The sequence below is a fragment of the Stenotrophomonas nematodicola genome (genome assembly GCF_009467805.1).
In the GTDB taxonomy this organism is placed as follows: Bacteria; Pseudomonadota; Gammaproteobacteria; order Xanthomonadales; family Xanthomonadaceae; genus Stenotrophomonas; species Stenotrophomonas nematodicola.
Window position 1 is genome coordinate 649,222 of the sequence record NZ_WIAY01000001.1, and the last position, 25,639, is coordinate 674,860.

23 protein-coding genes and 1 other RNA gene are annotated in these 25,639 nt (G+C 67.6%); 11 read left to right on the forward strand and 13 right to left on the reverse strand.

What is annotated here, in order from left to right:
* Positions 1 to 37: 37 nt before the first annotated feature.
* Positions 38 to 718: an isochorismatase family protein gene (locus tag GDJ08_RS02820; RefSeq protein WP_153164247.1), complete on the reverse strand. Its 681-nt coding sequence runs from the start codon at positions 716 to 718 to the stop codon at positions 38 to 40.
* 132 nt (positions 719 to 850) lie between these two features.
* Between GDJ08_RS02820 and GDJ08_RS02825 the strand changes: the two genes are divergently transcribed.
* On the forward strand, positions 851 to 1,762 hold the full coding sequence (locus tag GDJ08_RS02825) for a LysR family transcriptional regulator (protein ID WP_136005925.1): 912 nt from the start codon (positions 851 to 853) through the stop codon (positions 1,760 to 1,762).
* Between the two features lie 73 nt (positions 1,763 to 1,835).
* On the opposite strand, the gene GDJ08_RS02830 is transcribed toward GDJ08_RS02825, so the two are convergent.
* The gene (locus tag GDJ08_RS02830; protein WP_136005922.1) at positions 1,836 to 2,240 is read right to left on the reverse strand and encodes a hypothetical protein; all 405 of its coding nucleotides are present in this window, start codon (positions 2,238 to 2,240) and stop codon (positions 1,836 to 1,838) included.
* A gap of 160 nt (positions 2,241 to 2,400) precedes the next feature.
* On the opposite strand from GDJ08_RS02830, the gene ssrA reads away from it, so the two are divergent.
* Positions 2,401 to 2,803: a transfer-messenger RNA gene (gene ssrA, locus GDJ08_RS02835) on the forward strand.
* Positions 2,804 to 3,090: 287 nt separating this feature from the next.
* On the opposite strand, the gene GDJ08_RS02840 is transcribed toward ssrA, so the two are convergent.
* Entirely contained in the window at positions 3,091 to 3,297 is a 207-nt protein-coding gene (locus tag GDJ08_RS02840; RefSeq protein ID WP_153164248.1) for a hypothetical protein, read from the reverse strand.
* A 151-nt stretch (positions 3,298 to 3,448) separates the two neighbouring features.
* Between GDJ08_RS02840 and GDJ08_RS02845 the strand changes: the two genes are divergently transcribed.
* From GDJ08_RS02845 to GDJ08_RS02865, 5 genes are all read left to right on the forward strand, one after another.
* Positions 3,449 to 3,916: a hypothetical protein gene (locus GDJ08_RS02845; protein ID WP_017356112.1), complete on the forward strand. Its 468-nt coding sequence runs from the start codon at positions 3,449 to 3,451 to the stop codon at positions 3,914 to 3,916.
* Positions 3,917 to 4,228: 312 nt separating this feature from the next.
* Positions 4,229 to 4,639 (forward strand): g-type lysozyme inhibitor, encoded by a 411-nt coding sequence (locus tag GDJ08_RS02850; RefSeq protein ID WP_136005912.1) that lies wholly within the window; start codon positions 4,229 to 4,231, stop codon positions 4,637 to 4,639.
* Between the two features lie 5 nt (positions 4,640 to 4,644).
* Positions 4,645 to 5,313 carry a hypothetical protein gene (locus GDJ08_RS02855; protein WP_153164249.1) on the forward strand — a complete coding sequence of 223 codons (669 nt, stop codon included), beginning with the start codon at positions 4,645 to 4,647 and terminating at the stop codon, positions 5,311 to 5,313.
* Positions 5,314 to 5,462: 149 nt separating this feature from the next.
* The gene (locus GDJ08_RS02860) at positions 5,463 to 6,338 is read left to right on the forward strand and encodes an endonuclease/exonuclease/phosphatase family protein (RefSeq protein ID WP_153164250.1); all 876 of its coding nucleotides are present in this window, start codon (positions 5,463 to 5,465) and stop codon (positions 6,336 to 6,338) included.
* A gap of 98 nt (positions 6,339 to 6,436) precedes the next feature.
* Positions 6,437 to 6,820 (forward strand): VOC family protein, encoded by a 384-nt coding sequence (locus GDJ08_RS02865; protein WP_136005906.1) that lies wholly within the window; start codon positions 6,437 to 6,439, stop codon positions 6,818 to 6,820.
* Between the two features lie 3 nt (positions 6,821 to 6,823).
* Here the strand turns inward: GDJ08_RS02865 and GDJ08_RS02870 are convergent, their stop codons facing one another.
* The 6 genes from GDJ08_RS02870 to GDJ08_RS02895 all read right to left on the reverse strand — a co-directional run bounded on the left by GDJ08_RS02870 (position 6,824) and on the right by GDJ08_RS02895 (position 14,861).
* Positions 6,824 to 7,090, reverse strand: coding sequence for a hypothetical protein (locus tag GDJ08_RS02870; protein ID WP_017356106.1), 267 nt, complete (start codon positions 7,088 to 7,090; stop codon positions 6,824 to 6,826).
* 170 nt (positions 7,091 to 7,260) lie between these two features.
* The gene (locus tag GDJ08_RS02875) at positions 7,261 to 8,691 is read right to left on the reverse strand and encodes an efflux transporter outer membrane subunit (protein ID WP_017356105.1); all 1,431 of its coding nucleotides are present in this window, start codon (positions 8,689 to 8,691) and stop codon (positions 7,261 to 7,263) included.
* Entirely contained in the window at positions 8,685 to 9,422 is a 738-nt protein-coding gene (locus tag GDJ08_RS02880; RefSeq protein ID WP_153164251.1) for an SDR family oxidoreductase, read from the reverse strand. Before GDJ08_RS02880 ends, GDJ08_RS02875 begins: the two co-directional genes overlap by 7 nt.
* 25 nt (positions 9,423 to 9,447) lie before the next feature.
* On the reverse strand, positions 9,448 to 12,618 hold the full coding sequence (locus GDJ08_RS02885; RefSeq protein ID WP_153164252.1) for an efflux RND transporter permease subunit: 3,171 nt from the start codon (positions 12,616 to 12,618) through the stop codon (positions 9,448 to 9,450).
* Between the two features lie 161 nt (positions 12,619 to 12,779).
* Positions 12,780 to 14,000 carry an efflux RND transporter periplasmic adaptor subunit gene (locus GDJ08_RS02890; RefSeq protein WP_153164253.1) on the reverse strand — a complete coding sequence of 407 codons (1,221 nt, stop codon included), beginning with the start codon at positions 13,998 to 14,000 and terminating at the stop codon, positions 12,780 to 12,782.
* 87 nt (positions 14,001 to 14,087) lie between these two features.
* On the reverse strand, positions 14,088 to 14,861 hold the full coding sequence (locus GDJ08_RS02895; protein ID WP_017356101.1) for an SDR family NAD(P)-dependent oxidoreductase: 774 nt from the start codon (positions 14,859 to 14,861) through the stop codon (positions 14,088 to 14,090).
* A gap of 363 nt (positions 14,862 to 15,224) precedes the next feature.
* On the opposite strand from GDJ08_RS02895, the gene GDJ08_RS02900 reads away from it, so the two are divergent.
* On the forward strand, positions 15,225 to 16,247 hold the full coding sequence (locus tag GDJ08_RS02900) for a LysR family transcriptional regulator (protein WP_017356099.1): 1,023 nt from the start codon (positions 15,225 to 15,227) through the stop codon (positions 16,245 to 16,247).
* A gap of 120 nt (positions 16,248 to 16,367) precedes the next feature.
* Here the strand turns inward: GDJ08_RS02900 and GDJ08_RS02905 are convergent, their stop codons facing one another.
* The 3 genes from GDJ08_RS02905 to GDJ08_RS02915 all read right to left on the reverse strand — a co-directional run bounded on the left by GDJ08_RS02905 (position 16,368) and on the right by GDJ08_RS02915 (position 19,042).
* Positions 16,368 to 17,063, reverse strand: a complete 696-nt coding sequence (locus GDJ08_RS02905; protein ID WP_153164254.1) for a YiaD family glycine zipper/OmpA-like lipoprotein — start codon at positions 17,061 to 17,063, stop codon at positions 16,368 to 16,370.
* Between the two features lie 126 nt (positions 17,064 to 17,189).
* The gene (locus GDJ08_RS02910) at positions 17,190 to 18,599 is read right to left on the reverse strand and encodes a cryptochrome/photolyase family protein (protein ID WP_165699772.1); all 1,410 of its coding nucleotides are present in this window, start codon (positions 18,597 to 18,599) and stop codon (positions 17,190 to 17,192) included.
* Positions 18,600 to 18,715: 116 nt separating this feature from the next.
* A complete protein-coding gene (locus tag GDJ08_RS02915; RefSeq protein WP_017356096.1) occupies positions 18,716 to 19,042 on the reverse strand; it encodes a hypothetical protein in 327 nt (108 codons plus the stop codon).
* A gap of 111 nt (positions 19,043 to 19,153) precedes the next feature.
* On the opposite strand from GDJ08_RS02915, the gene GDJ08_RS02920 reads away from it, so the two are divergent.
* The 3 genes from GDJ08_RS02920 to GDJ08_RS02930 all read left to right on the forward strand — a co-directional run bounded on the left by GDJ08_RS02920 (position 19,154) and on the right by GDJ08_RS02930 (position 20,766).
* Positions 19,154 to 19,753, forward strand: coding sequence for an RNA polymerase sigma factor (locus tag GDJ08_RS02920; protein WP_153164255.1), 600 nt, complete (start codon positions 19,154 to 19,156; stop codon positions 19,751 to 19,753).
* On the forward strand, positions 19,750 to 20,214 hold the full coding sequence (locus tag GDJ08_RS02925; protein WP_153164256.1) for a hypothetical protein: 465 nt from the start codon (positions 19,750 to 19,752) through the stop codon (positions 20,212 to 20,214). Before GDJ08_RS02920 ends, GDJ08_RS02925 begins: the two co-directional genes overlap by 4 nt.
* A gap of 87 nt (positions 20,215 to 20,301) precedes the next feature.
* Positions 20,302 to 20,766, forward strand: coding sequence for a GNAT family N-acetyltransferase (locus tag GDJ08_RS02930; RefSeq protein ID WP_017356093.1), 465 nt, complete (start codon positions 20,302 to 20,304; stop codon positions 20,764 to 20,766).
* A gap of 42 nt (positions 20,767 to 20,808) precedes the next feature.
* Here GDJ08_RS02930 and GDJ08_RS02935 read toward each other — a convergent pair whose 3' ends face one another.
* On the reverse strand, positions 20,809 to 25,563 hold the full coding sequence (locus GDJ08_RS02935) for a DUF3320 domain-containing protein (protein ID WP_153164257.1): 4,755 nt from the start codon (positions 25,561 to 25,563) through the stop codon (positions 20,809 to 20,811).
* Positions 25,564 to 25,639 lie beyond the last annotated feature (76 nt).

Below are 25,639 nucleotides of genomic sequence, written 5' to 3' on the forward strand. Positions count from 1 at the left end.
CCGGCCGTGTTCGGCAGGCCCACCCAGGCGCGGGGTCCTACCCGCGCTGCGAATCCAGCACTTCCTGGCGCAACGCCACGTCCTGCGCCTTGGCATGGCTCTCGATCAACAGCTGGTAGGCCGGGAAGATCTGCGTGTAGATCTGCGCCCACTGCGCCGCATCCTCGCGGTGCCAGGTCTTCTGCAGTTCCGAGGCGACCGCGGCAGTGTCCATCGGCACCACGCCGGCCTGCACTACCCGTGCCAGGGTGATTTCCTGCGCCATCTTGGAATAGGTGCCGGAGGCGTCGATCACGGCGAATACCTGGTACCCGTCGGCAACCGCGGCGATAGACGGGAACGCCATGCAGACACTGGTGATGGTGCCGGCGATGATCAGCTGGCGGCGACCGGTCGCCTTCACCGCAGCAACGAAGTCGGGATTGTCCCAGGCGTTGATTTCGCCGCGGCGCGCCACGTACTGCGCATGCGACGCGGCGGCGTGGATCTCCGGAATCAACGGCCCGTTCGGCCCCTGCGGCACCGATGCGGTGGTGATCACGGGCATCTTCGTCAGCGTCGCCATCTGCGCCAGCGCGGTGGCATGGGCGCGCAACGTTGGCATCGGCATATCGTGCACGGTCTGGAACAGGCCGCTCTGGTGGTCGATCAACAGCATGGCCGCATTGGCCGGGTCGATCACGGGGGCGGCGTTGTTGAAGTTGGCGGGGGTGCTCATCTGGCGGTCCTCGGGTGTCTGGGGCTGGCCGGTAGGCTGCCGAACCATGCGATCCAGACTATTCACGGAACGATGGACCCGGTAGCCAACAGGTTCTATCCTCAGCGTCCCACCAGACGAACGATGCTCGACATGAGCACCCTCGACCTCAACGATCTCTCCTACTACGCGCATGTGGTCGAGCATGGCGGCTTCGCCCCGGCCGGGCGGGCGCTGGGCATTCCCAAGTCCAAACTCAGCCGTCGCATCGCCCTGCTTGAGGAACGGCTCGGTGTCCGCCTGATCCACCGCTCCACCCGCCGCTTCTCTGTCACCGAGGTGGGCCAGCAGTACTATGCGCACTGCAAGGCGATGCTGGTCGAAGCCGAAGCGGCGGAAGAGGCGATCGCCCTGTCGCGCGCCGAGCCGCGTGGCACGGTACGCATCGCGGTGCCGGTCGCCATCCTGCATGCGCGCATGGGGGTGATGCTGGCCGACTTCCTGGCCGAACACCCGAAAGTCTCGCTGCACCTGGACGCCACCAACCGGCGCGTGGATGTGATCGGCGAAGGCCTGGACATCGCCATCCGGGTCCGGCCGCCGCCGCTGGCCGACAGCGACCTGATTGTGCGCGTACTGGCCACCCGCAACTGGTGCGTGGCGGCCAGCCCGTCGCTGTTCGCCCACACGCCGGTGCCCACCGTACCGGCCGACCTTGCGCACTTCCCCAGCGTTGACCTCAGCGCCGCGCACCAGGTCCATGCCTGGCAGTTGACCGCCGCCGACGGCGCCGTGGCGCTGGTCCACCACGTGCCGCGCATGGTCAGCGACGACATGGTCGCGCTGCGCGCAGCCGCCGTCGCCGGCGTGGGCATCCTGATGCTGCCCACGATGATGATCTGCGACGAACTGGCCGATGGCCGCCTGGTCCGCCTGCTGCCCGACTGGCAGCCGCACCACGGCATCGTGCACGCGGTATTCCCCTCACGCCGGGGCCTGCTGCCGGCAGTGCGTGCACTGATCGACTACCTCGCCATGCGCTTCGAGCAGTTGCAGGAAGACTGAGCGCGCGCGTGCGCGGCGGTCCCCCGCGCGGTGCGCCCATCGGGACGCCCCTGCCCGCGCTGCGGCTGTTGACTCAGCCCGCGAAGGGACCTGCGCGTCCGTCCCAGCCCATCACCCCTTGCACCGGCACCGGGATGGAGGTGATGCGCCACTGCTCCGGCGACAGCCAGGCGATTTCCGAGAAGGTGTCCGCCAGCCGGCCGGTCTCCTGCCACCACGCCATCAGCCGTGCCGGCGCATCCACCACCTGCGGCTGGTACTGGAACGGAATCCCGTCTGCGTTCAGCTTCCGCAGCGCATCGAACAAGGCCGGGTTGTCGCAGCGCGGCCCGTGGTCATCGAACGGTATCGTCTGCCGCGCCAGCCCCTCGGACAGCACAATGCCGCCCGGCTCCAGGTGGGACACACTCAACGGGGCAGGCACACGCGGCGCGCTGATACGTGCGTCGAAGGGGGGCCGGCGTCCTGGCAGCAGCATGGGAGGTCCAGTGGAGAAGAGCTGGGGGCATGGTAGAAGGAAACGGCCCAACGTGACTGTTCAGCCAAATAGGCGTAGGATTCGCGGTGTCAGGTGAACCTGCGGCGCTGTCTTCGGACAAGGTCGAAGGTTTGAAAACCTTACTGTTCTTGAAGAAACCGGGGGTGCATTGGTTTCGACGGGGGTTGTGAAGTTACTTGGTGCATGCCGAGGGGGCCGCTTTCCTCGTTAATCCAGCAGCAAACTTCTAGTTGCCAACGACGACAACTACGGTTCGAACGACTTCGCAATCGCTGCCTAAAAACAGCTTTAGCGTTTAGTTCTACAGCCGCCTAAGGCGAACCCCCGAACCTACTTGTGCCCGTGCTCGTAGGTGTAGGGTCATTATCACGGAACCGGTTGTGATGGCTGCCTGTCAGTCACGACTTAACTAAAGCAGGCTGGTCCTGGGGTGCGCTTTGCACACCGTGCTGCCACAGGATGAGATCCAACGGTGAGCTAAGCATGTAGTACCGGGGATGGAGTGCCTTCGGACGGCGGTTCAATTCCGCCCACCTCCACCATTAGATGGTCCCGCAAGGGCCGCAGAAAGCCGGAATCCCTCATCAAACAAGGGGTTCCGGCTTTTTTGTTGTCCGGGGTTGTACGTTGCACCCCATGAGATGCTTGGGGGTATATCCAAAGGGTGTCCGCCCTACCCCAAAACCCGATACCCCTATGCCGCTGAGCGACGCTGCCCTATGTACTGTGGGGTATTGGCCTTCCATCTGGTCCAGGATGAGAGCCGTCCCGTTGAGATGCGCTCCAGGTCCGGCAGTGCGTTGTGAAACGCTTACCGACCCAAATCTTTCTATTGCGCTTCGGTGAGTGCCAGAGATTTGCCCCACTCATTCAGACCGTCGGCAAAGTTCATCAGCAGCTTGCCGGAGCCATGCGTCTGCACGAACATCCTGCCTGGACCATGCGGCATCCTGCGCAGCGGCACCTCATGGACTTGAAGAGTGAGCGTGTCGAGTTGAGGGAGATCGCTCATCGCATCGCAACGACGCTCATTCATCGAGAACAGGCCGCCATGCGTACCCTATGGCGGCGGCCTGCCCGCGCGGAACGACGGGGGCTGCAGAGGCGCTCACGATAGTTCTGGACCGTAGCACCCGGCCGACCCTGGCGACATCGATCTCCGCCGGATCCCCCACCTGTTGGAGTAAATGGTTGTGATCAGCGAGCTTGCGCGTATCCGGGCAGACGGCAGGGTCATCGATGCACGCATGACCCTGGACCGGATGATCGGCTTGGGCTGGGAACCCAGCAAGGTCATTGAGGTGTGCTGGCGCTGGGAAGGTGAGCTGCTGCGCCTTGCAAACCACCTCGGGCTTCTGGTCATGGTTGCTCCCGATCGCCAGCACCTGGCCGTCTTGTGGAACCACGATGCCGAAGGGCTCGACGCGACGCTGTACGTCGTCGCCGGCGACAAGCGGAAGTTCACCAGGGTGCCGGGCGAACTCATGATCAACGGCAACGCCGAGGCGGTCACCTATCTGTGGTTCGAGCACCCGGCGCATGCGTCGCCGGGTACCTTCATCTGCATCTGCAGCCGCAGGCGCGACCACGCAAACTACCGGGTGGACATCGACGCCGTGACCGCCAGCGTCCTGTCGGTTCGGCCATGCAGGTGAACGACGCGGGGCCCCCGTTACGTGGTGCAGCACGTGGGATGCGGTGGCCTGCACCCACACGTTGATCTGATCCGCGCGGGCAGGTTCGTGCTGGACAACTGTATCAATCGCCGCGCTAGGCCTTGTCCTGCGGCGTAGCGCAGCGGATGTCGATTACGGAGAATGCGGCTTTGTTCATTGCCAGCCTCAAGGCTGGGGGCTGGGCGGTGCCCTGCATGACCGCCATCACCGGCCAGTCGTTGCAGCATCTCCACAGCCCGTTGATGCCCCACCCATGATGCTGGTGCGGCCTGCCACCTGCCCGGAACCGCCATGACCGCCCTTCGCCTGCTCGCCCTCGCCACTCTGCTTGCCGCGGCCCCGCTGTCCGCGCAGCCCACTTCCGCGCCCACCGCCACGCCCATCCATTTCGCCAAGGGCGCCAGCAGCGCCACGTTGAAAGGACGGTTCACAGGGCGCGACGATGCGCGCTACGCGCTGGTCGCCAAGGCTGGGCAGACCATGACCGTATCGATCGCCGGCAGCAGCAATGCCAACTTCAATGTGTTCGCGCCCGGCAAACAGCCCGGCAGCGCCGAAGCACTGGGCCAGGGCAGTGTCGGGATGCCCTGGCGCGGCGCCCTGCCCGCCAGCGGCAGCTACACGGTACAGGTCTACCAGATGCGTGCGTCGGGGCGTCGGGGTGAGACAGTGCCGTTCACGCTGACCGTCGGCGTGCGCTGACGCCGATGGACTTCCTCAAGCTCCTGCGGTCGCTTGAAGAATTCCTGTACGAGCTGTGCACCTGGTTTCTGTTCTTTCCGCGCACCCTGTATCGGGTGGTCGTGCATCCGCGCCGGATGGCGCAGTACGTCAACACCGAGCTGACGCAGAAGCTGGACCGGCAGTTCGACGATGCGATCAGTCCGCCGATGTTCCTGATGCTGTCAGTGCTGGTGGCGCACGGGGTGGAGCTGATGATGCACCAGCAGATCGTGGGGACCGGGGTACTGTCGCGCTCAGTGTTCGGCAATGAGGAAAGCCTGCTGCTGTACCGCTCGATCACCTTCGCGATCTGGCCCCTGGTAACCACCACGCATCTGCTGCGGCGCAAGCAGCTGCCGATGACCCGCGAGTCGCTGCGCCGTCCGTTCTTCATGCAGTGCTATCTGACCGCACCGTTCGCGGTGGCCCTGTCCACCAGCATGGTATTCGTGCGATTGCCTGGCGCGCTGTCGACCACGCTCGGCGTCACCGTCGGCGTGATCGCCGCGCTCTGGTATGTGGCGGTGCAGGCCGTGTGGCTGAAGGTGGCGCTGCAGCGCTCCTGGGTGAACACGATCCTGTCCACCGCGTGGGTGCTGGTGCTGGGCTCGCTGATCAACATCACGATCGGGATGGTCCTGCTCTCCAATTGAGCGGCATCGGCGGTGGGCGGCGATACGGCGCAGAGGCCATGCGCGCTGTCCGGGTCGGTTCGCCCGCGATCCGCCATGTCCCGCATAGCCTTTCTCCCTGCTTCCATGCGACCCTTTGAGAACGTTTTCATGGAATGGAGGGATTCCACATGCTGTCTCGTTTCCGTCGGCCCGCGCTGCTGGCGCTGATGATGGTCGCCGCCCCGCTGGGCACTGCCTGGGCGCAGGCCCCGGCCGCGTTGAAGGTCATGTCGTTCAACGTCCGTACGCCTGCCGATACCGACCCGGGCAAGCGCTGGGAGGACCGTCGCGATGCGATGGTCACGCTGATCCGCGAGCAGAAGCCCGAGGTGATCGGTACGCAGGAACTGGTGCGGAAACAGGGCGAGTATCTGGTCGCACACCTGCCGGGCTACGCGCTGTTCGGCAAGGACCGCCGCGGCGGCAACGGCGACGAACACATGGGCGTGCTGTACGACACGGCGCGCCTGAAGGTGCTGGAATCCGGCGACTTCTGGCTGTCCGATACCCCGGATGTGCCGGGCAGCATCACCTGGGGCAACCTGTTCCCGCGCATGGTGACCTGGGCGCTGTTCCAGCGGCAGGCCGACGGCCAGCGCTTCTATCTGTTCAACACCCACCTGCCCTACCGCGATGAGGATGAGCCGCGCCGGGTGCTCGGCGCGAAGCTGATCGTTTCGCGGCTGGCGTCGCTGCCCAAGGACATCCCGGTGGTGGTCACCGGCGATTTCAACAGCGAGCCCGGCAGCGACACCTACAAGACGTTCACCGCCGCACTCGGCGACGCACGCAGACTCGCCGGCAAGGTCGATGGCCCGCGCCTGACTTTCCACGACTTCACCGGCAAGCCGACGGTGGAGCTGGACTGGATCCTGGTGCGCGGCTTCACCGTGGACCGCTTCAGCACGCTGGACCAGACGCCCGGCGGCCTGCTGCCCTCGGACCACTACCCGGTGCAGGCGGAGCTGCGTGCTGCCGCGCCCACCGCTGCCGCGGGCAGGTAACGCCCCCGCCGGACGGCCCACGGGCGGTCCAGCGGCATCACATCGCGTCGATGGCGACGGTGCGATAGAGGTCCCCATTTTCCAACGAGGACAGGACCATGCCCCATCGCAGCCGTCTGGCCGGATTCATCATCGATTGCCAGGACAGCCCTGCCGATGACGCCGCCGCCTTCTGGTCGGCGGCGCTGGGCTACCGCGCCGCCCCCGCCCGTGCCGAGGACGGCGCGGAGTATGCCGACCTGGAAGGGGCACCGGCCGGTCTGAATGTCGAGGTACAGCGGGTAACGCACGCCTCGCGCGTGCATCTGGACATCGAAAGCGACGACATCGATGCCGAAGCCGAGCGCCTGGAGAAACTGGGCGCGCGCCGCATCGGTTTCGTCAAACGCTGGTGGGTGATGGAAGCGCCAACCGGGCATCGGTTCTGCATCGTGCGCATGCGCGGCGATGATGGGCGGGCGCCGGCGACCGTGTGGCCCTGAGGCTCAGCGGCGCTGCAGGCTGCGCTCGATCAGGCGATGCAGTGCGTGGTGCTGGTTGCGTGCCTGGTAGATGCGCGCACCGATGGCCAGGAAGACGCCCGTGCCGAGCAGCCCCATGTCCAGCAGCGCGTCGTTCATGCGGATGAACGCCACGGCCACCACCAGGGCACCCACTACCAGCAGGACCACCACACCCAGGGACAGCCCGGCGTCGGCAAGGCCGGGATCGCCATAGGCCAGTTGTAAGAAGGACGGTTTCGGCTGCGGCATGTCGGCGACTCCTGAAGGGTTACCGGCTTGTAGCACCGGCGCCCCCACGGCGGGCAGAGGCAATGCCGTCATCTGTCGCCATCGGCACGCCCGCTACGCAAGATCACGGCATATTCCTACGCCCGACAACGGCCGGGAGCCCATCGGGGCTCCCGGTCGTCGTGGTCTTCTCAGCGGTTCGACGGGACCACTGCCACGGCCGCGCTTGCCTGCTGCTGACCCCACCCGCCCAGCGCCTTGTACACACCGACGACGCTGACGTTGACCGTGGATTCGGCCTCGGCGAGCGCGTCATCGGCTGCCAGCTGGGTGCGCTGCGCGTCGAGCAGGGTCAGGAAGTCCTCGGACCCTTCGCGGTAGCGGATCTGCGCGAGCTGCTCGGCACGCCGCGCGGCCTGCGCCTGCTCGGCGACGATCGACAACCGCGCCTGCTGCTTGGCGTAGCGGGTCAACGCGTTCTCGGTGTCTTCCAGCGCCAGCAGCACCGCCTTCTCGTACTCGGCGGCGGCGCCGTCGGCTTGGGCCTTGCTGGCCCGCAGACGGGCCTTGACCGTGCCGAAGTCGAACGCGGCCCAGCTGATCGACGGCGTCACCGACCATGCCTTGTTGCTGCCGTTGACCAGGCCGCTGGCATCGCCGGACAGGAAGCCGACGAAGCCGCTCAGGCTGATCCGCGGGAACAGGTCGGCGGTGGCCACGCCGACACGCGCCGTCGCTGCGGCGAGCCGACGTTCGGCCACGCGCACGTCGGCACGCTGACGCAGCAGATCGGTGGTATCGCCGAGCGGCAATGCCTTGGCATACGCCGGCACCTCGCGCGGCTGCAGCACGCTGTCCAGTGCATCCGGGCGCTGACCCAGCAGCACCGCCAGACGGTGGCGCGACTGCACCTCGGCCACTTCCAGCAGCGGGATGTCTGCTTCGATCGCCTTCAGGCGCGCCCGGCTGCTCTGCACGTCCAGCTCGCTGCCCGCGCCGAGTTCCCAGCGGGTTTCGGTCAGCTTCTGGGTGTCGCGCAGGTTGACCAGGGTGCGCTTGGCCACGTCGATGCGCTTCTGGGTACCGCGCAGTTCGAAGTAGTTGCGCGCCACCTCGGCGGCCACGGTGACCTGCGCATCGGCGAGGTTGTCCTGCTCGGCGCCGAGATCGGCGCGCGCCGCTTCGGCGGCCCGCCGCTGGCGGCCGAACAGGTCCAGCTCCCAGCCGGCGTCGAAGCCGAGCTGGTAGGTCTCGCTGAAGACCCGCTCGCCACCCACGGTGGCGTCGGGCTGCTTGCGGCGGTCATAGCTGCCACCGCTGGTCACGTGCGGCAGCTGGTCCAGGCGTTGTTCGACGAACACGGCACGGGCCTCGCGGACCCGCGACATCGCGATGCGCAGGTCCAGGTTGGCACCCAGTGCGTCATGCACCAGCTGCTCCAGCACCGGATCGTCGAACTGCGCCCACCAGCTGGCGACCGGGGAGGTGGCGCTGAACACCGGCGCGGCGGCCCCCTGCAGGGTCACCGGCTCGGCCGGTGGCGCCTTGTAGTTCGGGCCGACGCTGACGCAGCCGGCCAGCAGCGCGCTGGTCACGGCTGCGGTCAACAGGCGGATCACCACGGCAGCACCTCGCCCAGGTAGGTGAAGCTGCCGTTGGGACCATCTGCACCGATCAGCGCCATGCCGACGCTGGAGCGCGCACCTTCGCTGATCTCGATCTCGCCCTCGCCACCGTTCATGTCGGTTTTGACATAGCCCGGGTGCACGGTGTTGACCTTGGTGGTGCTGTCGCGCAGCTCATAGGCCAACTGCACGGTCCAGGCGTTCACCGCGCTCTTGGAGGCGTTGTAGGCCGGCACCGCAAAGCCGTAGATCGGCGAGCCCGGCTGGCTGTGCAGGGTCAGCGAGCCGAGGATGCTCGACACGTTGACGATGCGACCGGCCGGCGACGCGTTGATCAGCGGCAGGAACGCCTGGGTGACGGCGATGACTGCGAACACGTTGGTGTCGAAGGTATCGCGCCAGGTCTGCAGGGTCTGCGCCGACGGGGCCAGTTTGATGTCGTCGAGCAGGATGCCGGCGTTATTGACCAGGATGTCCAGGCGGCCGTGACGCTCGGTCACGGTCTGCACCGCCGCGGCGATGCTGGCGGCATCGCCGACGTCGAGCTGGATCGCTTCGACCGGCAGGCCTTCGGCCTGCAGCTTGAGCGCCTCGGCCACGGCGACGTCGCGCTTGCGCCCGGCCAGCAGCGTGTGCACGCCGGCCTGGGCCAGTTGACGGACGGCTTCCAGACCGATGCCGCGGGTGGCACCGGTGACCAGGGCGATCTGTTGGGTAGCGGTATTCATGTGAACAACCTCGCGGGGTAGGGAATCAATGGTGGAGAGTGGGTTCGCCGTGGGTCACCAGCTTGCCGCCGCCGTTGCGGCTGACGAACTTGCGCAGGGCCACGTAGAACACCGGGGTCAGGAACAGGCCGAACAGGGTCACGCCCAGCATGCCGGCAAACACGGTGATGCCGGTTACCGAGCGTACCTCCGCACCGGCACCGTGCGAGAGCACCAGCGGGATGGTGCCGGCGATGAAGGCGATGGACGTCATCACGATCGGGCGCAGTCGCAGGCGGCAGGCTTCCAGCGCGGCTTCCACGATGCCCTTGCCGCCCATCTCAAGCTCTCGGGCGAACTCGACGATCAGGATCGCGTTCTTGCACGCCAGGCCCATCAGCACCACCAAGCCAACCTGCACGAACACGTTGTTGTCGCCGCCGGTCAGCCACACGCCGAACAACGCGGACAACAGGGTCATCGGCACGATCAGGATCACCGCCAGCGGCAGCGACCAGCTCTCATACAGCGCGGCCAGCACCAGGAACGCCAGCAGGATCGCCACCGGGAACACGATGAAGGCGGCCTTGCCCTGCGTGGCCTGCTGGTAGCTCAGGTCGGTCCACTCGGTGGTCATGCCCACCGGCAGGACCTGCCCGGCGATTTCGGTCAGCTTGTTCATCGCCTCGGCCGAAGACAGCATCCGCGGGTCGGCTTCGCCGGCCAGGTCGGCAGCCGGATAGCCGTTGAAGCGCAGCACCGGGTCCGGGCCGAAGGTCTGCTTGACCGTCACCATCGAACCGATCGGCACCATCTCGCCACGGTCATTGCGGGTACGCAGCTTGCCGATGTCTTCCACGCTGTCACGGAACTTGCCGTCGGCCTGGGCGATCACCTGCCAGGTGCGACCGAACTGGTTGAAGTCGTTGACGTAGGAGGAACCAAGGTAGGTCTGCAGCGTGTCGAACAACTGGGTCAGCTGCACGCCCTGGGCCTTGGCCTTGACGCGGTCCACCTCGGCATCCAGCTGCGGCACGTTGGCCTGGTAGCTGGTGATCGGGAAGGCCATGCCCGGCGTCTGCGCCACCGCACCCTGCATCGCCTGCACGGCGTTCTGCAGCGCGCCATAGCCCAGGTTGCCACGGTCCTCGATGAACATCTGGTAGCCGTTGCCGTTGCCCAGCCCGAGGATCGGCGGCGGCATCATCGCGAAGGCGAAGCCTTCCTGCAGCCCGGCGATCTTCTGGTTGATCTCGGCGTTGATCTCCGCGGCAGTGCGTCCGTGGCGCTCATTGAAGGGCTTGAGCGGAATGAACGCCACGCCGGTGTTGGGCGTATTGGTGAACTGCAGCGCGTTCAGGCCCGGGAACGAAATGGTGTGGGCCACGCCGTCGGTTTCTTGGGCGATCTTGGCGACCTTGCGCAGCATTTCATCGGTACGCGCGATCGAGGAACCTTCCGGCAGCTTCACACCGGCGATCAGGTACAGCTTGTCCTGCGTCGGGATGAAGCCCGGCGGCACCAGCTTGAAGATGAAGCCGGTACCCACCAGCAGTACCGCGTACACCACGAACACTGCGCCACGACGGCCGAGGATCTTGGACACGCCACGCTCGTACTTTTCAGAGCTGGACTTGAAGAAGCGGTTGAACGGACGGAACACCCACCCGAACAGGCGGTCGATCAGACGGCTCGGGCCATCCTTGGGCGCACCGTGCGGCTTGAGCAGGCGCGCGGCCAGGGCCGGCGACAGGGTCAGCGAGTTGATCGCGGAGATCACCGTGGAGATGGCGATGGTGACGGCGAACTGCTTGTAGAACTGGCCGGTCACGCCGGACAGGAAGGCCATCGGCACGAACACCGCACACAGCACCAGCGCGATCGCGATGATCGGGCCGGACACTTCCTTCATCGCCTGATGCGCCGCTGCGGTGGGCGACAGGCCCTCCTCGATGTTGCGCTCGACGTTCTCCACCACCACGATCGCGTCATCGACCACGATGCCGATCGCCAACACCAGGCCGAACAGGCTCAGCGTATTGATCGAGAAGCCAAGCACGTACAGTGCGGCAAACGTACCCACGATCGACACCGGCACCGCGATCAACGGAATGATCGAGGCGCGCCAGGTCTGCAGGAACAGGATCACCACCAGCACCACCAGCGCGATGGCTTCCAGCAGGGTCGAAACCACCGCCTTGATCGAATCGCGCACGAAGATGGTGGTGTCGTACACCGCTTCGTACTTCACGTCGGCCGGGAAGGCCTTCTGCATTTCATCCATCGTGCCGATCACGGCATCACGGATCTCCAGCGCGTTGGCACCGGGGGCCTGGAAGATACCGATGCCCACGGCGTTCTTGCCGTCCAGCTGCGAGCGCAGGGTGTAATCGCCCGCCCCCAGCTCGACGCGGGCCACGTCCGACAGGCGCACCACTTCGCCATCGGCGCCGCTCTTGAGCACGATGTCACCGAACTCCTGCTCGCTGCGCAGGCGGCCCTGGGCATTGATCAGGGTCAGGAACTGGCTGTTGGGCATCGGCTCGGCGCCCAGCTGGCCGGCCGAGACCTGCACGTTCTGCTCGCGCATCGCGCCGACCACATCCGACGCGGTCAGGCCGCGCGCGGCAACCTTGTCCGGGTCCAGCCAGGCGCGCATGGCGTAGTCGCCACCGCCGAAGATCTGCGCATCGCCGACGCCGGGAATCCGGGCCAGCGCGTCCTTGACGTGCAGGCGGGCGTAGTTGCGCAGGTACAGGGTGTCGTACTTGCCATTGGGCGAAGTCAGGTGCACGACCATCAGGAACGTCGGCGACTGCTTCTGGGTGGTGACACCCTGCCGGCGTACGTCCTCGGGCAGGCGTGCCTGCGCCTGGGCGACGCGGTTCTGCACCTTCACCGCCGCCTCGTCCGGGTCGGTACCCGGGCGGAAGGTGACGGTCATCTGCAGCACACCGTCCGAGCCGGCCACCGACTTGAGGTACATCATGCCCTCGACGCCGTTGATGGCCTCTTCGAGCGGGGTGGCGACGGTTTCAGCGATCACCTTCGGGTTCGCACCCGGGTAGACGGTGCGCACCACGACCGACGGCGGCACCACTTCGGGGTACTCGCCGATCGGCAGCATCGGTATGGAGATCAGGCCGGCGGCGAAGATCACGATCGACAACACCGCCGCGAAAATCGGCCTGTCGATGAAGAAACGGGAAAAGTCCATTGGTGGATTCCTGGGTGTTCACCAACGCCGGCGTGCAGGGCCCCGGCCGCTGTCGAAGGCGACAGCGGTGGCAGGGTGCCCCTGCATGGGGCGATGGCAGAAACGGCAGAGCCGAGGGTGGGTCGGCTGCTATGTGGAGACGATGGTCAGCCGGCGGCGCTTCACTTCACTGCGGTGGCCTGTGCAACCGCCGGGGAAGCCGCCGGCGCGGCAACCGGCTGCATCGCAACCGCCTTGGCCTGCACCGGCATGCCGGGCATGAAGACCTTCTGCACGCCGTCGATGATCACGCGGTCGCCGGCCTTGAGGCCCTGCTCGACAATGCGCAGCCCATCGGCGGTGCGGCCGAGCTGGATGTCATGGCGCTGCGCCTTGCCGTCCTTGTCGACCACGTACACGTACTTGCGGTCCTGGTCGGTCAGCACGGCCTTCTCATCGATCAGCATGGCCTGGAACTGGCCGCTGCCGAGCAGCTGCACGCGGGCGAACAGGCCCGGGGTGAAGGCACGGTCTGCGTTGTCCAGCAGCGCGCGGACACGGATGGTGCCGGTGCTGCGGGTGACCTGGTTGTCGAGGAAGTCGACCTTGCCGCTGTGCGGATAGCCCTCCTCACCCGACAGACCGACCCGGACCGGCAGTTCGCTGTCGCGCTCGCTGGGGCGTTCGCCGTTGCGGGCCATCTGCGCATAGCGCAGGAAGGTGCCTTCATCGGCGTCGAAGTAGACAAACACCTTGTCCAGCGAGACCAGCGTGGTCAGCACGCTGGCGCTGTCGCCGGCGGTGACCAGGTTGCCGGCAGTGACCATCGCGCGGCCGGCACGGCCATTGATCGGCGCACGCACCTGGGTGAATTCGACATTGAGGCGCGCCGCATCCACGGCCGCCTGCGCGGCCTGCACCTGCGCCTGCGCCTGTTCGGCGGTGGCACGGCGCTGTTCCCAGGTTTCGGTGGAGATGGCCTGCTGGTCGGACAGGCGGCGGGCGCGCTCGGCTTCGCTGCGGCTGACCTGCGCCTGGGTACGCGCACGGGCCAGTTCGGCGTCGGCGCGGGCCAGTTCGGCGCGGTAGCTGCGCGCGTCGATGGTGAAGAGCACGTCGCCCTTCTTTACTTCCTGGCCTTCGACATAGTTGACCTTGTCGATGTAGCCGGAAACGCGCGGGCGCAACTCCACGCTTTCAACCGCTTCGACACGGCCACTGAAGTCATCCCATTGGCTGACCTGCTTGACCAGCACGGGCGCGGCACTGACCGACGGCGGCGGCGGGCCGGCGGTTTCGGCGTGGCCACCACTGCAACCGACAATCACCGCCAGGGCCAAAGCGGTCACAGTCCCGAGCGCGAGGCGCCGGGCAAGGTTCTTCGAAGAGGGGGAGTGCGTCATGACGATGTCCTGGGGGTGGTGACGATAGGAAAACAGAGGTGTTCAAAAACAGGGTGCGGCATCCTGCGACCTCAACTTATGTTCAGGTCAAGCCATATCCAGCGAGTTGCGCCACGGCACGGCGGGCGCATCGATGCGCAGCAGTCCCTTGGGCAGCGCGGCATCGGTGCTGTCGCAGCGGAGGAACGGGCGCATGTCGCGGCAACCATCCAGCACCGACACCACACGGCGGCCAACGGCCAGCGCGCTCGGCCATTCCACGCAGGCGTTGGCGGCATTGCCTGGCGTGCACACCGGATGAGTGACTTCCAGCATCTGCGCGCGTACGCCGACGCCCTGCGCTTCCTCGTGCAGGACCTGCACGAACATGCGGATGGCGGCGGACGACACCGAGGCATCGCCGTGACCGGACCACGGGCGCAGCCCACACGGGCTGCCAATGACCACATAACGCGCACCCGGCGCGCGCTGCGCAAGCAGCGGCACCAGGTGATGGGCGGCGTTGACGTGCGGGACCAGGTCGCGCTCGATGCGCTCCATCAGCCACGACGAGGGCTGGTCGATCAACCGGCCCCGCCGCAGCGGTGCCCCGAGGCTGGCCACGACCGCGGCAAGCGGGCGCGGGCGCGCGGCGATGCGTTCGGCAAGCGTGCGCGCCGAAGCGTCGTCGGCCACCGAACCCAGCAGCGTCTCCAGCGCCGGCTCATCAGCGAACTGGTCGCGCAGCGCAGCCAGGCGACCCGGGTCACGGCCGACCACCAGCACCGGACTGCCCGCTTCGAGCAGGGCCGCCACGATGCCCTGGCCGACGTTGCCGGTGCCGCCAAGCACCAGCACCTCGGGAGCCAATATCCCATTCATGGGACTTTCACTCCCGTCGCCGGGATAATCCCAATTCGGCCCAGTCGGTCGCCCGCACGGGGGGCCAGTCGGAAGGCACCGCCGCGCTGCAGGTTGGCAGGCGGGGTGAATTCACGGAAGGCCTTGTGGGAGAAGGCGCCGGGGCGCTTCTCAACGGTCATCGCCAAGTCCAGCGGGGCTTTGCGGCCGCTGAGCACGCGGCCAAGAATGTTCCGCAACCACATGGTTGTCGTCCTGCATAACGGGAATGGCGCCACGATAGACCCCAAACTCCCACTTGATTAGTCCGGATTAAAGGGAATAATCGTCCCGTCCCCGGCACAATCCGCCGGACGTCCCCTCCCCCGACAATGGACCTCCGTCATGGCCCACGATCTCAACGACACGCTGATCTTCGTCAAAGTGGTCGAGCAAGGCAGTTTCATCGCCGCCGCCACCGCCCTGGGCCTGCCCAAGACCACGGTCAGCCGCAAAGTACAGGAACTGGAAACGCGCCTCGGCGCGCGCCTGCTGCACCGGACCACGCGTCGCCTCGGTCTCACCGAGGCCGGCTCGGTGTATCACGAGCATTGCCAACGCATCGCGCGCGAGCTGGAAGAAGCCGAAGGCGCGGTCAGCCAGCTGCAGTCCGGCCCCCGCGGCTGGTTGCGCTTCACCGTGCCCTACTCGATCGGCATTACGTGGATCGCACCGCTGCTCGGGCAGTTCCACGCGCAGTACCCGGAAATCCAGCTGGACATGCACCTGGGCAACGAGAAGCTCGACCTGATTGCCGGTGAAGCCGACCTGGCGCTGCGCGTGGGCACCCTGCCCGACTCCAATCTGGTGGCGCGCAAGCTGGGCAGCCTGCGCACGCAGGTGTTTGCCAGCCCGGCCTACATCGAGCGCTACGGCGAGCCGCTGCATCCCGATGAGCTGCAGTTCCACCGCATTCTGGCGATGCGCAAGGCGCGCAACCTCAACAACAACCGGTTCTTCTGGCAGTTGGGCGAGAACGGTGGCGAGCTGCGCGATTTCCCGGTCAATCCGCTGCTGGTGGCCAACGATCCGTCGGCACTGAACGGTGCGCTGGTGTGCGGCGAAGGCCTGCTGCTGACCGGCGATGTGATGGCCAAGCCGTTCGTGGAATCGGGCATGGTGCGCCGCGTATTGGCCGGCTGGACCGGTCCCGAAGTGGATTTCAACGCGGTATTCGCCGGTGGCCGGCTGGTCTCGCCGAAGGTGCGCGCGTTCGTGGACTTCCTGGTCGAGAAGCTCAACTTCGACGCCAACTACATGCTGGCGCAGTGCCCGGCGGCCAAGCTGGCCAAGCAGCAGCAGACCCAGGCCGAAGCCGAGCTGCAGGAAACCGGCAAACGCATCCTGGAGACCGTGACCGCCAATTGAGGTCGGGCGACGGCAGGCCCCGCCACCGGTTTCCACCTGCGGAAATGCCGCCCTTTCGGGCGGCATTTCGGTGTTGCAGCACCATCGCCGGTGCGCGGCGATGAAGCGCGTCCGGGCGCTTTACTGCGTCAGCGGAATCACGCGGATTTCCACGCGGCGGTTCTTCGCGCGGCCGGCATCGGTGCTGTTGTCGGCGATGGGATAGGCCTTGCCCGCACCCAGCGTTTCCATGCGCACGCTCTGCACGCCCTGCGCGGTCAGATAGGAGGCGACCGAGTCGGCGCGCTCCTTGGACAGGCGGTTGTTGACCGCATCGCTGCCGATGCTGTCGGTATGGCCGACCACTTCGATCATGGTCTGGTCGTACTCCTTCAGCGTGCTCGCGACGCCGTTGAGGGCGCTGTAGAACTGCGGCTTCAGGGCGGACTTGCCGAAATCGAAGGTGATGCCATCCGGCAGGTTCAGCACGATGTTGTCGCCCTGGCGCTGCACGTCGATGCCCGTATTGGCGGTGCGCTGGCGCAGCGCGGCTTCCTGGCGGTTCTGGTACGCACCAACGCCGGCGCCAGCCAGTGCGCCGATACCGGCACCGACCATCGCATGCTGGCGGCGCTCGGTGGCGCTGTCGCCGGTCAGCAGGCCAGCAGCGACACCGATGGCGGTGCCGATCAGCGCATTGCGGCCGGTACGGCTCTGCTGCTCGGTCGGGTTGCCGTACTGGTCGCTCTGCACGTACGAACCACCGGTGGCGCAGGCCGACAGGGCGGCGGCAGTCATCAGGGCCAGGGTCGCGTTACGGATTGCAGGTCCGATCATGGTGTTATCTCCTAGGGTGCCGGGCTGGCGGCGTGCGGACGGCATGAAGAATAAACACGCCCGCGCGATGCCGGGATGATGAACGGCATCGCCAGCAACCCCGTGTTCAGCTAGCTGACCCGCCGGTCAGCCTGTCTGCCGATACGCCGCCAGCGCCGCGTCGCGCCCGGTGGACAGATCGACCATCGGCACGGGCGGATAGCCCGGCGCGAGCGCGGCCAGCTCGGTCGGGAACTGCCACGGCGCAAAGCGCGCCTTCACCGGCAGCGCAGCCAGCTCGGGTACCCAACGGGTGATGTAGCGCGCCTGCGGATCGAACTTCTGCGCCTGCGTCACCGGGTTGAAAATGCGGAAGTACGGCGCGGCATCGGCGCCGGTACCGGCCACCCATTGCCAACCCATCGTGTTGTTGGCCAGATCGGCATCCACCAGCGTGTCCCAGAACCAGCGCGCGCCGTGCGACCAGTGGGCGCGCAGATGCTTGCACAGGTAGCTGGCCACGATCATGCGCACGCGGTTGTGCATGTAGCCGGTCTGCCACAGCTCACGCAGGCCGGCATCGACGATCGGCACGCCGGTGCGGCCGCGTTGCCAGTCGTGCAGCTGCGTGGCGCTGGGCGTGGTCCAGGCAAAGCGGTCGAAACGTGGGTTGAGGTTGTCGGTAGGCGTCTTCGGGAAGTGATGCAGAAGGTGGTAGGAAAAGTCGCGCCAGCCGAGCTGGCGCAGATAGCCGTCGATGTCGGCGTCGGTCGCGGCGCTGCGCAGGCCTTCCAGCGCATGCGCGATCCGCCAGGGCGCGATTTCACCAAAGTGCAGGTGCGGCGACAGCCGCGATGTACCGACCCGGTCCGGCAGGTCGCGCTGCTCGCGGTAGCCGCGCAGTGCCCCTTCCACGAACACCGACAGCGCCTCCTCGGCACCGGCCTCGCCAGGCTGCCAGTGCGTCCAGAAGCCGGCATCCCAGTCCAGCGTGGGCGCCAACTGCAGCGCGTCCAACGCCAGGCTGTCCACCGGATGCCCCACCAGCGCGCGCGGCGCCGGCTGCGGTGCGGGCAGCCTCCAGTGGCTGAGCACGTTGCGCCAGTATGGGGTGAACACCTTGTACGGCTGCCCCTGCTGAGTGGCCACGTCCCAGGGTTCGAACAACAGGCTGCCATTGCAGCTCTGCGCCTCGATGCCCTGCTCGCGCAGCGTGCGTTTGATGGCCGCATCGCGCGGCTGCGTGGCCGGTTCGTACTTGCGGTTCCAGTACACCGCTTCGGCGCCGGTCTGCGCGATCAGGGCCTGCAGGGTCGGCAGGCTGTCGCCGGCGCGCAGCACCAGCGACGTGCCACGTGCGCGCAGATCCGCGTCCAGTGCCGCCAGCGAGCGGTGCCGCCAGGCATCGGACGCCGCGCCCGGCGCCCAGTCGCCCTCCTCATGGGGGGCGTGGATGTACACCGGCACCACATCGTGGCCGGCATCGAGCGCGGCCTGCAATGCGGGGTTGTCCTGCAGTCGCAGGTCTCGACGGAACCACAGCAGCGCTACCGACACGCGCATCGCCTCACTTCTGGACAGCGGCCATGATAGCCATCTGCGGTGAAGGCAGCGCGTGTGCACCGCCATGCGAGGCTGCACGCGTGCCGTTCGCGCGCCGCAGCGTGGTGCAGTCAGCGGATCCGCCGCTGCAACAGGTAATAGACCAGGTTGCCGACACCGGTCGCGCCCAGCAGCAGACCGATCGCACCAGGGGTGACCTCGGTGATGCCGAGCACGTCGATCAGACCCAGGGCGAGCGCGAGCAGCAGCAGCACGCAGCCCCAGTGCAGCGAGGCCAGCCGGCGCTTGTTCGCATCGCCTTCCAGCAGGGAGCGCACAAGCTCCTCCGAGCCTCGCGCCTCGATGATGCGGCGGCGGGTGGCGGCATCGACGATGGTTTTGATGGTGTACACGATGCACACAATCAGAAGCATCGGAAGAATGAGGTTGAAATCCATGAGGTGGCTGCTCCGTTCGGGTTTGGGGTGTGCAAGGAGATACGGCCGGCGGGCCGTCGGTTGCAGCCGATCCATTGCAACCGATCGCCCCGCCGACGTATCTCTAGCGTCATGCCCACTTCCCTGGCCACCGACGAAACGATCCTGCAGGCCGACCGCGCCCTGGTCGAGGCTGTGCTGGCCGGTCGGCGCGGCGCGTTCGAACAGCTGGTGACGGCCTACCAGGGTCTGTGCTGGCATATCGTCGAGCGCATGGTGCGACACCCCGACGATACGCGCGAGCTGTGCCAGGAGGTGTTCCTGCGTGTGCACCGGTCCCTGCACCAGTACCGCGGCGACAGCGCGCTGAAGTCCTGGGTGGCGCAGGTGGCGTACTCGGTCGCCCGCCGCCATCTGGAGCGTCGCCGCATCCCCATCGCCGACGTCCACGACGACGAGGACGGCCAGTGGCGGGTCGAACAGGTGAGCGATGGCGTGGACGTGGAAGCGATGGCGTCGCAGGATGAAGTGCATGCCCTGCTGCATGCGGCGATCGATGCGCTGCCGCCCCTGCAGCGCACCGTACTGACGCTCTATCATCTGGAGGAGCTGTCCATCGCCGAGATCGCCCACCTGACCGATCTGGCCGAAGGCACCATCAAGAGCCACCTGTTCCGCAGCCGCGCGCGCCTGCGCACCCTGCTTCACTCGCACCTGGGGGAACCCGCATGAGCACCGATCCACGCACGCGCGCCGAGGATGCGCACTGGCAGGCACAGGAATGCGGCCGGCGGGCAGCGATGGCGCCTCCCGCGGCACCGATGGATGCGGACAGCCGCGATTACCTGCAGATCGCCCAGGCGCTGCGCACTCTGCCGCGCAGCGCGCCGCCAGCGGATTTCGCCACCACGGTCGCCCGCCAGATCACCCCGCGCAGGAGCGTCGGTCTGGAACGCTGGTTGCTGCCACCGCTGTTCGTCGCACTGGCTGTCACCCTCTCTGCCGCCGCCGCCGCGCATGCCCGGACCTGGTGGCAGGCGATCGAACATGCCCTGACGCGCGACGGCGGCCACTGGCTGCTGGCCTGCGCCCTGTGCGCACTGGCCACCTGGGCCATCCGGCCCCTGCTGCGGTATGCGCTGCACCATGCCGGTGCGATCCCCCGGGCGCCCGGCCGCGCACGCCTCCGCTAGCGTGCGGCACCCCGGCATGTGCTGGAATCGCCGGGGTCCACCAGCAGAAGGACCGTTGTCCAGCGCCTGCCCAGATCCGGGAGACCCATGATCCTTCCCGTTACGGCCACTGCGCTGCGCGCACTGCACCATGACGCCTGCCAGCACCCGTTCGATCCGGGCAGCGCCCTCGCCCCGCCGGAGGTGCTGCATCTGCTCGCCGGGCTCGCGGCCTGCATCGAGCCGGCATTCGTGCCAGCCGCCTGGCTGATACTCGATGACGGCCAGCCGGTTGGTCTGTGCTCGGCCATGCGCATCCCCATCGATGGCGACCTGAACATCGGCTACGGCATCGCGCCGGATCGCCAGGGGCGCGGCATCACCACCCGGGCCATCGGCGAGCTGGTGCGCTGGTGCGCACGCGACGGACGCCTGCGAAAGCTCACCGCCGAAACCGCGGTGGACAACATCGCCTCCCAGCGGGTGCTGGCGCGCAACGGGTTCCTGCAGGTCGGCCACGGCATGGATGCCGATGCCGGGCCCGTCCTGTGCTGGGCACTGGAGCTGCCGTAACCAGCGCTTCCCGGCTGCCGGCCCACCCGGCAGCCGCATCGATCAGGCCGCGGGTGCGGTCACGCACAGCGCGCCGTTGCGCGCTTCCAGGCGACCGTGGTCGAGCAGTACCTGCACCTGTGCGGCGATGCGCTCGCGCAGCGGCTGGCTGAGTGCCTGGAAACCCAGCCGCCGCGCCACCGGCACGGCCACTTCATCGGCGCCCGCGCCGTGCGCGCCTTCGATCACCTCCAGCAGCGCCTGGCGGATCTCCTGGGGCGGCAGCATCTCCGGGCGGCGCAGCGAGCGCGAGGTGGCGGTCATGCGGTTGCGCACCACCACGGGACTGCCGTCGCGGAGATAGCAGCCGTCTTCAACCGCAAGCGTGCCGCCGCGACCGGCATGCGCCAATGCCGCCTGGACCGCAGCCTGGATGCGTGAACCGGCGCGCTGCAGGTTCCACAGGTCGCGCACGCGCGCGATGATCTCGTCTTCGTGGATCGGACCTTCGATCTCCACGATGCGCTCGACGGTGGTGGCCATGCTGCCCAGCGGCACATCGTGCGGGGCCAGCGCGGCGTGTGCCGGCGCGAAATCCGCCTGCACGTAGGCCACCGCGCCGCCGTCGTCGGCGCCGCCGGACAGCGTCCCCCCGTCGATCCGGCGCTGCACCGCAGGCACCGGCACCGCCGCCTCGATCTCGGTCGGTGCGCGGGTGGACACGCCTCCTGCCTGCCGTTGGCGTGCGTCGGCCAGCGCGGCGAGCAGGCGCTGCAGCTCCGCCTCGGGGCGCTGGAACCAGTCGGTGCTCCAGATCCGGTGGATGTTCCAGCCGTGGTTTTCCAGGATTTCCTGGCGCAGCCGGTCGCGGTCGCGCGCCGACGGGGCGGCGTGGTAAGCCGCGCCATCGCATTCGATGCCCAGCAGATAGCGGCCCGCCGCATCCGGATCGACCACCGCCAGATCGATGAAGAAGCCCGCCACACCGACCTGGTTGTCCACCTGGAAGCCCTGCGCGGCCAGCGCCTCCTGCACCGCCGCCTCGAAGGGCGAGTCAACACCGCGACCGGTGGGCTGGGCCACGCCCAGGTCGCCCTTCTCGGCATACTGCAGGAACGCTTTCAGCGCGACGACGCCAAGGCGGGTGCGCTCATCCACGCGGATGTCGTCGGCGGTGATGCTGCTGAACACTTCGCAGCGCTGGCGTGCACGGGTAATCAGCACGTTGAGGCGGCGATGGCCGCCATCGGCGTTCAGAGGACCGAAGCCCTGGTAGAGCTTGCCATCGCCCTTGGCGCGACCGTAGCCGATCGAAATCAGGATGACATCGCGCTCGTCGCCCTGGATGTTCTCCAGGTTCTTGACGAAGAACGGCTCATGCGGATGGCGGCCGATGAACGCTTCCAGCTCGGGGTGCTGCCGACGCGCCAGTTCCAGCGCGTCGCTGATCGCCTGGCGCTGGCGGACCGACATCGCCCCCACGCCCAGCGTCAACTGCGGGCTGTGCCGCGCGTGGTCGACCACGGCCTCGGCGATGGCGGCCGCTTCGACATCGTTCCTGTAGGTGTTGCCACGGTCGAAGCGACCTTCCGGCAGGTAGCGAAGGCGCAGGCCGGACTGGCTGCGCTCACGGTCCGGGCTCGGCACGATGAACAGCTTGCCCTCGTAGAAGGTCTTGTTGGACACCGCGATCAGCGATTCGTGGCGGCTGCGGTAGTGCCACTGCAACATGCGCTGGGGCAGCCCCTTGGCCGCGCACAGCGACAGCACGCTTTCCAGGTCCCTGGCCTGTGCGCCCTCTTCCTCGACCGGGTCGTCTTCGGCGCCGCCCAGGCGGGCGAAGAACGAGGTGGGCGGCAGCTGTTTGTCGTCGCCCACGACCACGATCTGGCGGCAGCGCGCGATCGCCCCGAGCGCATCCACCGGCTCGACCTGGCTGGCTTCGTCGATCACCAGCAGATCGAAGTCGATGGCGCCGGGCTCCAGGAACTGCGCGACCGACAGCGGGCTCATCATGAATACCGGTTTGATCGTCTGGATCGGCGAGGCGCACAGACGGAACAGGCGACGCAGGGCCATGTGGTTGCGCTTGCGGGCGATTTCGCTGCGCAGCGTCCCCAGGGCGCCAATGCCGTCCACGCCACCACGTGGCAGGCCGGCATGGTGGGCCTCGGCCGCCTCGACCTGGGCCAGGCGCAGGCGCGTGCGGTCCCACTGGCGGAACTGGGCCACCAGTGTCTCGTGCTGCCGCCCGTCGAACGCCGCCAATGCCGGGTCAGCCGTGGTGGCCAGCGTCAGCATCGCCAGGTGGAACGCACAGTGATACAGCGCCTCGGCCTGGTCCGGCGTATGCCCCTCCACAACGGCCAGCGCCAGCGGCGCCTGCAGGCCCAGCGCATCCGCGCGGCGGGCCGCTTCGGCATAGGCCAGCCAGGCCAGCAAGCCGTCCACATCCACTGCCCAGGCAGCGGACCGGCGCTGCAGGTGGTCCAGCGCCGCCTGCTCCAGGCAAGGCGCCGCCACGGCCTGGACCGTATCGACCTGCAACCGCGTGGCAAACATCTCCCACTGCATCGCAACCGCCGACACCGCCGCGCGTGCCCGCGCGGTCGCCGTGGCCAGGCCCTGCCGGTCCTGCAGCACCGCGGCCAGCTCACGCGTGTCCAACCCACCCAGCGGGGGCGACTGCTGCACCCAGCCGAGAATCGACTCGGCCAGGGCCCAGTCCGTGGCGGCACCCTGCCAGACAGAGCCGAACGCCGCCGTGGCGGTGGGCGCGATCGCGGTCAGCGCGGCCTCCGCGCCTCGCGCGGTGATCAGATCATCCAGCAGCGCAAGGCGCGCGGCCGTGCCGTTGGGCAGCGGGCCCTTCATCACGCTGCGCAGCTGGGCGATGGCCTGGCGGTAGCTGCCGTTGAAGATCCGCAGCAGGCGGTCGCCGTGCGCGGCGATCGCCAACCGCTGCGGAACCCAGTACGCAGACCACGCCATGTCGATGACCTGATCGACGCGGGCGGCGCGCATGCGTGTGAGTACCTGCCCCTGCTGCAGCGCGTCGCGCAGCGAGCCCAGCCCCGCCGTCCACACACCCGAGGCGATGGTGCTGCGGTCGAAAGCCGGCGCGGCCGCCAGCATGTCAGCCACCTGGCATTGCTGCTCCAGCGCGCGCAGGTCTGCGGCAGCCGGCACACCCAGCGCCGCCCCCAACCCGTCGGCAGCGTCCACCGCAGTCTGGACGGCCGCCGCCAGCTGCGCGTTGGCGGCCACCATATCCTCCGCCTGGGTGCGCAGCACCGGGCCGTGCGCGACGCCCCGCCACACATGCGCCTGCGGATTCCCCACCCGCGGCAGCACCGCGCAGACCTCGCGCAGCACTGCACTGCGCTGGTCCAGATCGGCCCGCGACCATGCGCCGGCATCGTCGATCCGGTACGGCGGCCGACCCGCGCGGGGCAGGCCACGGATCAACTCGCCCAGAATGCGGAACGGCGTCATCCCGGCCTTTCCGACCGGTGCGTGCATGCGCATGGCGTGATCGTTGAGGTGGTCGCGCAGCGCATCCAGCCGCGCCACGCCCCCTGCCACGTCCGTCGCTTCCGGCCGGCCGATCTGCAGCGTGCGGCCGAGTTCTTCCAGCACGCTGCGCTTGTTGGCCTTGTTGCTGTGCAGCTCCAGGCACAGCGGCCCCAACCCGACGTTCTCGAGGCGGCGCTTGACCACCTCCAGCGCGGCCATCTTTTCCGAGACGAACAACACCTTGCGCCCATCACCGACCGCAGTGGCGATCAGGTTGGCGATGGTCTGCGACTTGCCGGTGCCCGGCGGCCCCTGGATGACCAGGTCCTGGCCGCGACGCACGGCTTCGATGGCCAGCGCCTGCGAGCTGTCGCAATCCATGACGTGCTTGAGATCGGCTGCGGGAATCAGCGCATCCAGGAACCCGGGGCCTTCGGCCGGCAGGTCGCTGTCACAGCTGTCGAACCCCTCGCCGAGCAGGCCGCGGACCAGCCGGTTCTGATCGATCGGGTTGCCGGCCGGCCATTTTTCCGGGTCCAGGTCGAGAAACATCAGCAGTTTGGAAAACGAGAAGAAGCCGAGCTGCAGTGCGTTGTCCAGCACACTCCAGCCGGGCTGGGCGGCAACGCAGGCGCGCACCGCATCGAAGTACGCCGCCAGGTCGAACGTATCGGCGTCGGGGAACGGTGGCAGCACGATGCCGAAATCCACCCGGAGCTTCTCGCGCAACGACAGGTTCTCCTGCGGGTCCTCTTCGGCCCAGCGCAGGGCGAAGCGATCGCGCGCGCTCTTGCGCTCCAGCACCACCGGCAGCAGCACCAGCGGCGCGTGGCGGACCTCGTCGGCGGCCGCGGACGGCTCACGGAAGGCCAGTTGCCCCAAGGCGAGGTACAGCACGTTGACGCCCTGCTCTTCGAGCATGGTGCGGTACTCGTAGTACATGTCCAGCAGGCGCTTCTGCAGGTGTTCGGACTTGAGCCGGGTCTGCAGGCGCGAGTCGGTATGGTGCGCGGCCAGCGTGGCGGGGTCGGCCGGCTCGTCGCCGGGCTGCGGCAGTGCGGGCAGGTCCGCTTCCACGGATGATTCCGTTTCGGGAATGCCCTCCACGTCGGCATCGCCGCCCACCGCCGCGAAGGTCATGGCCTTGCGATCGAGCAGCGTCTGCAGCGTCGGCACGGCGCGCTCGTCGTGAAACACCAGCGAGCGGCTGGAGGGCTTCTTCGGCAGGTTCAGCAGCCGGTTGCGATAGGTAAGATCAAGCAGCACGCGACGTTGCGCCTGCAGCGTATCCCTGATGCTCATCGCCGATGTTCCTCTGATGATCCGGCCGGCCAGCACCACACCGGGGGGAACTGGGGCTGCACGGTGTACTGGTCCG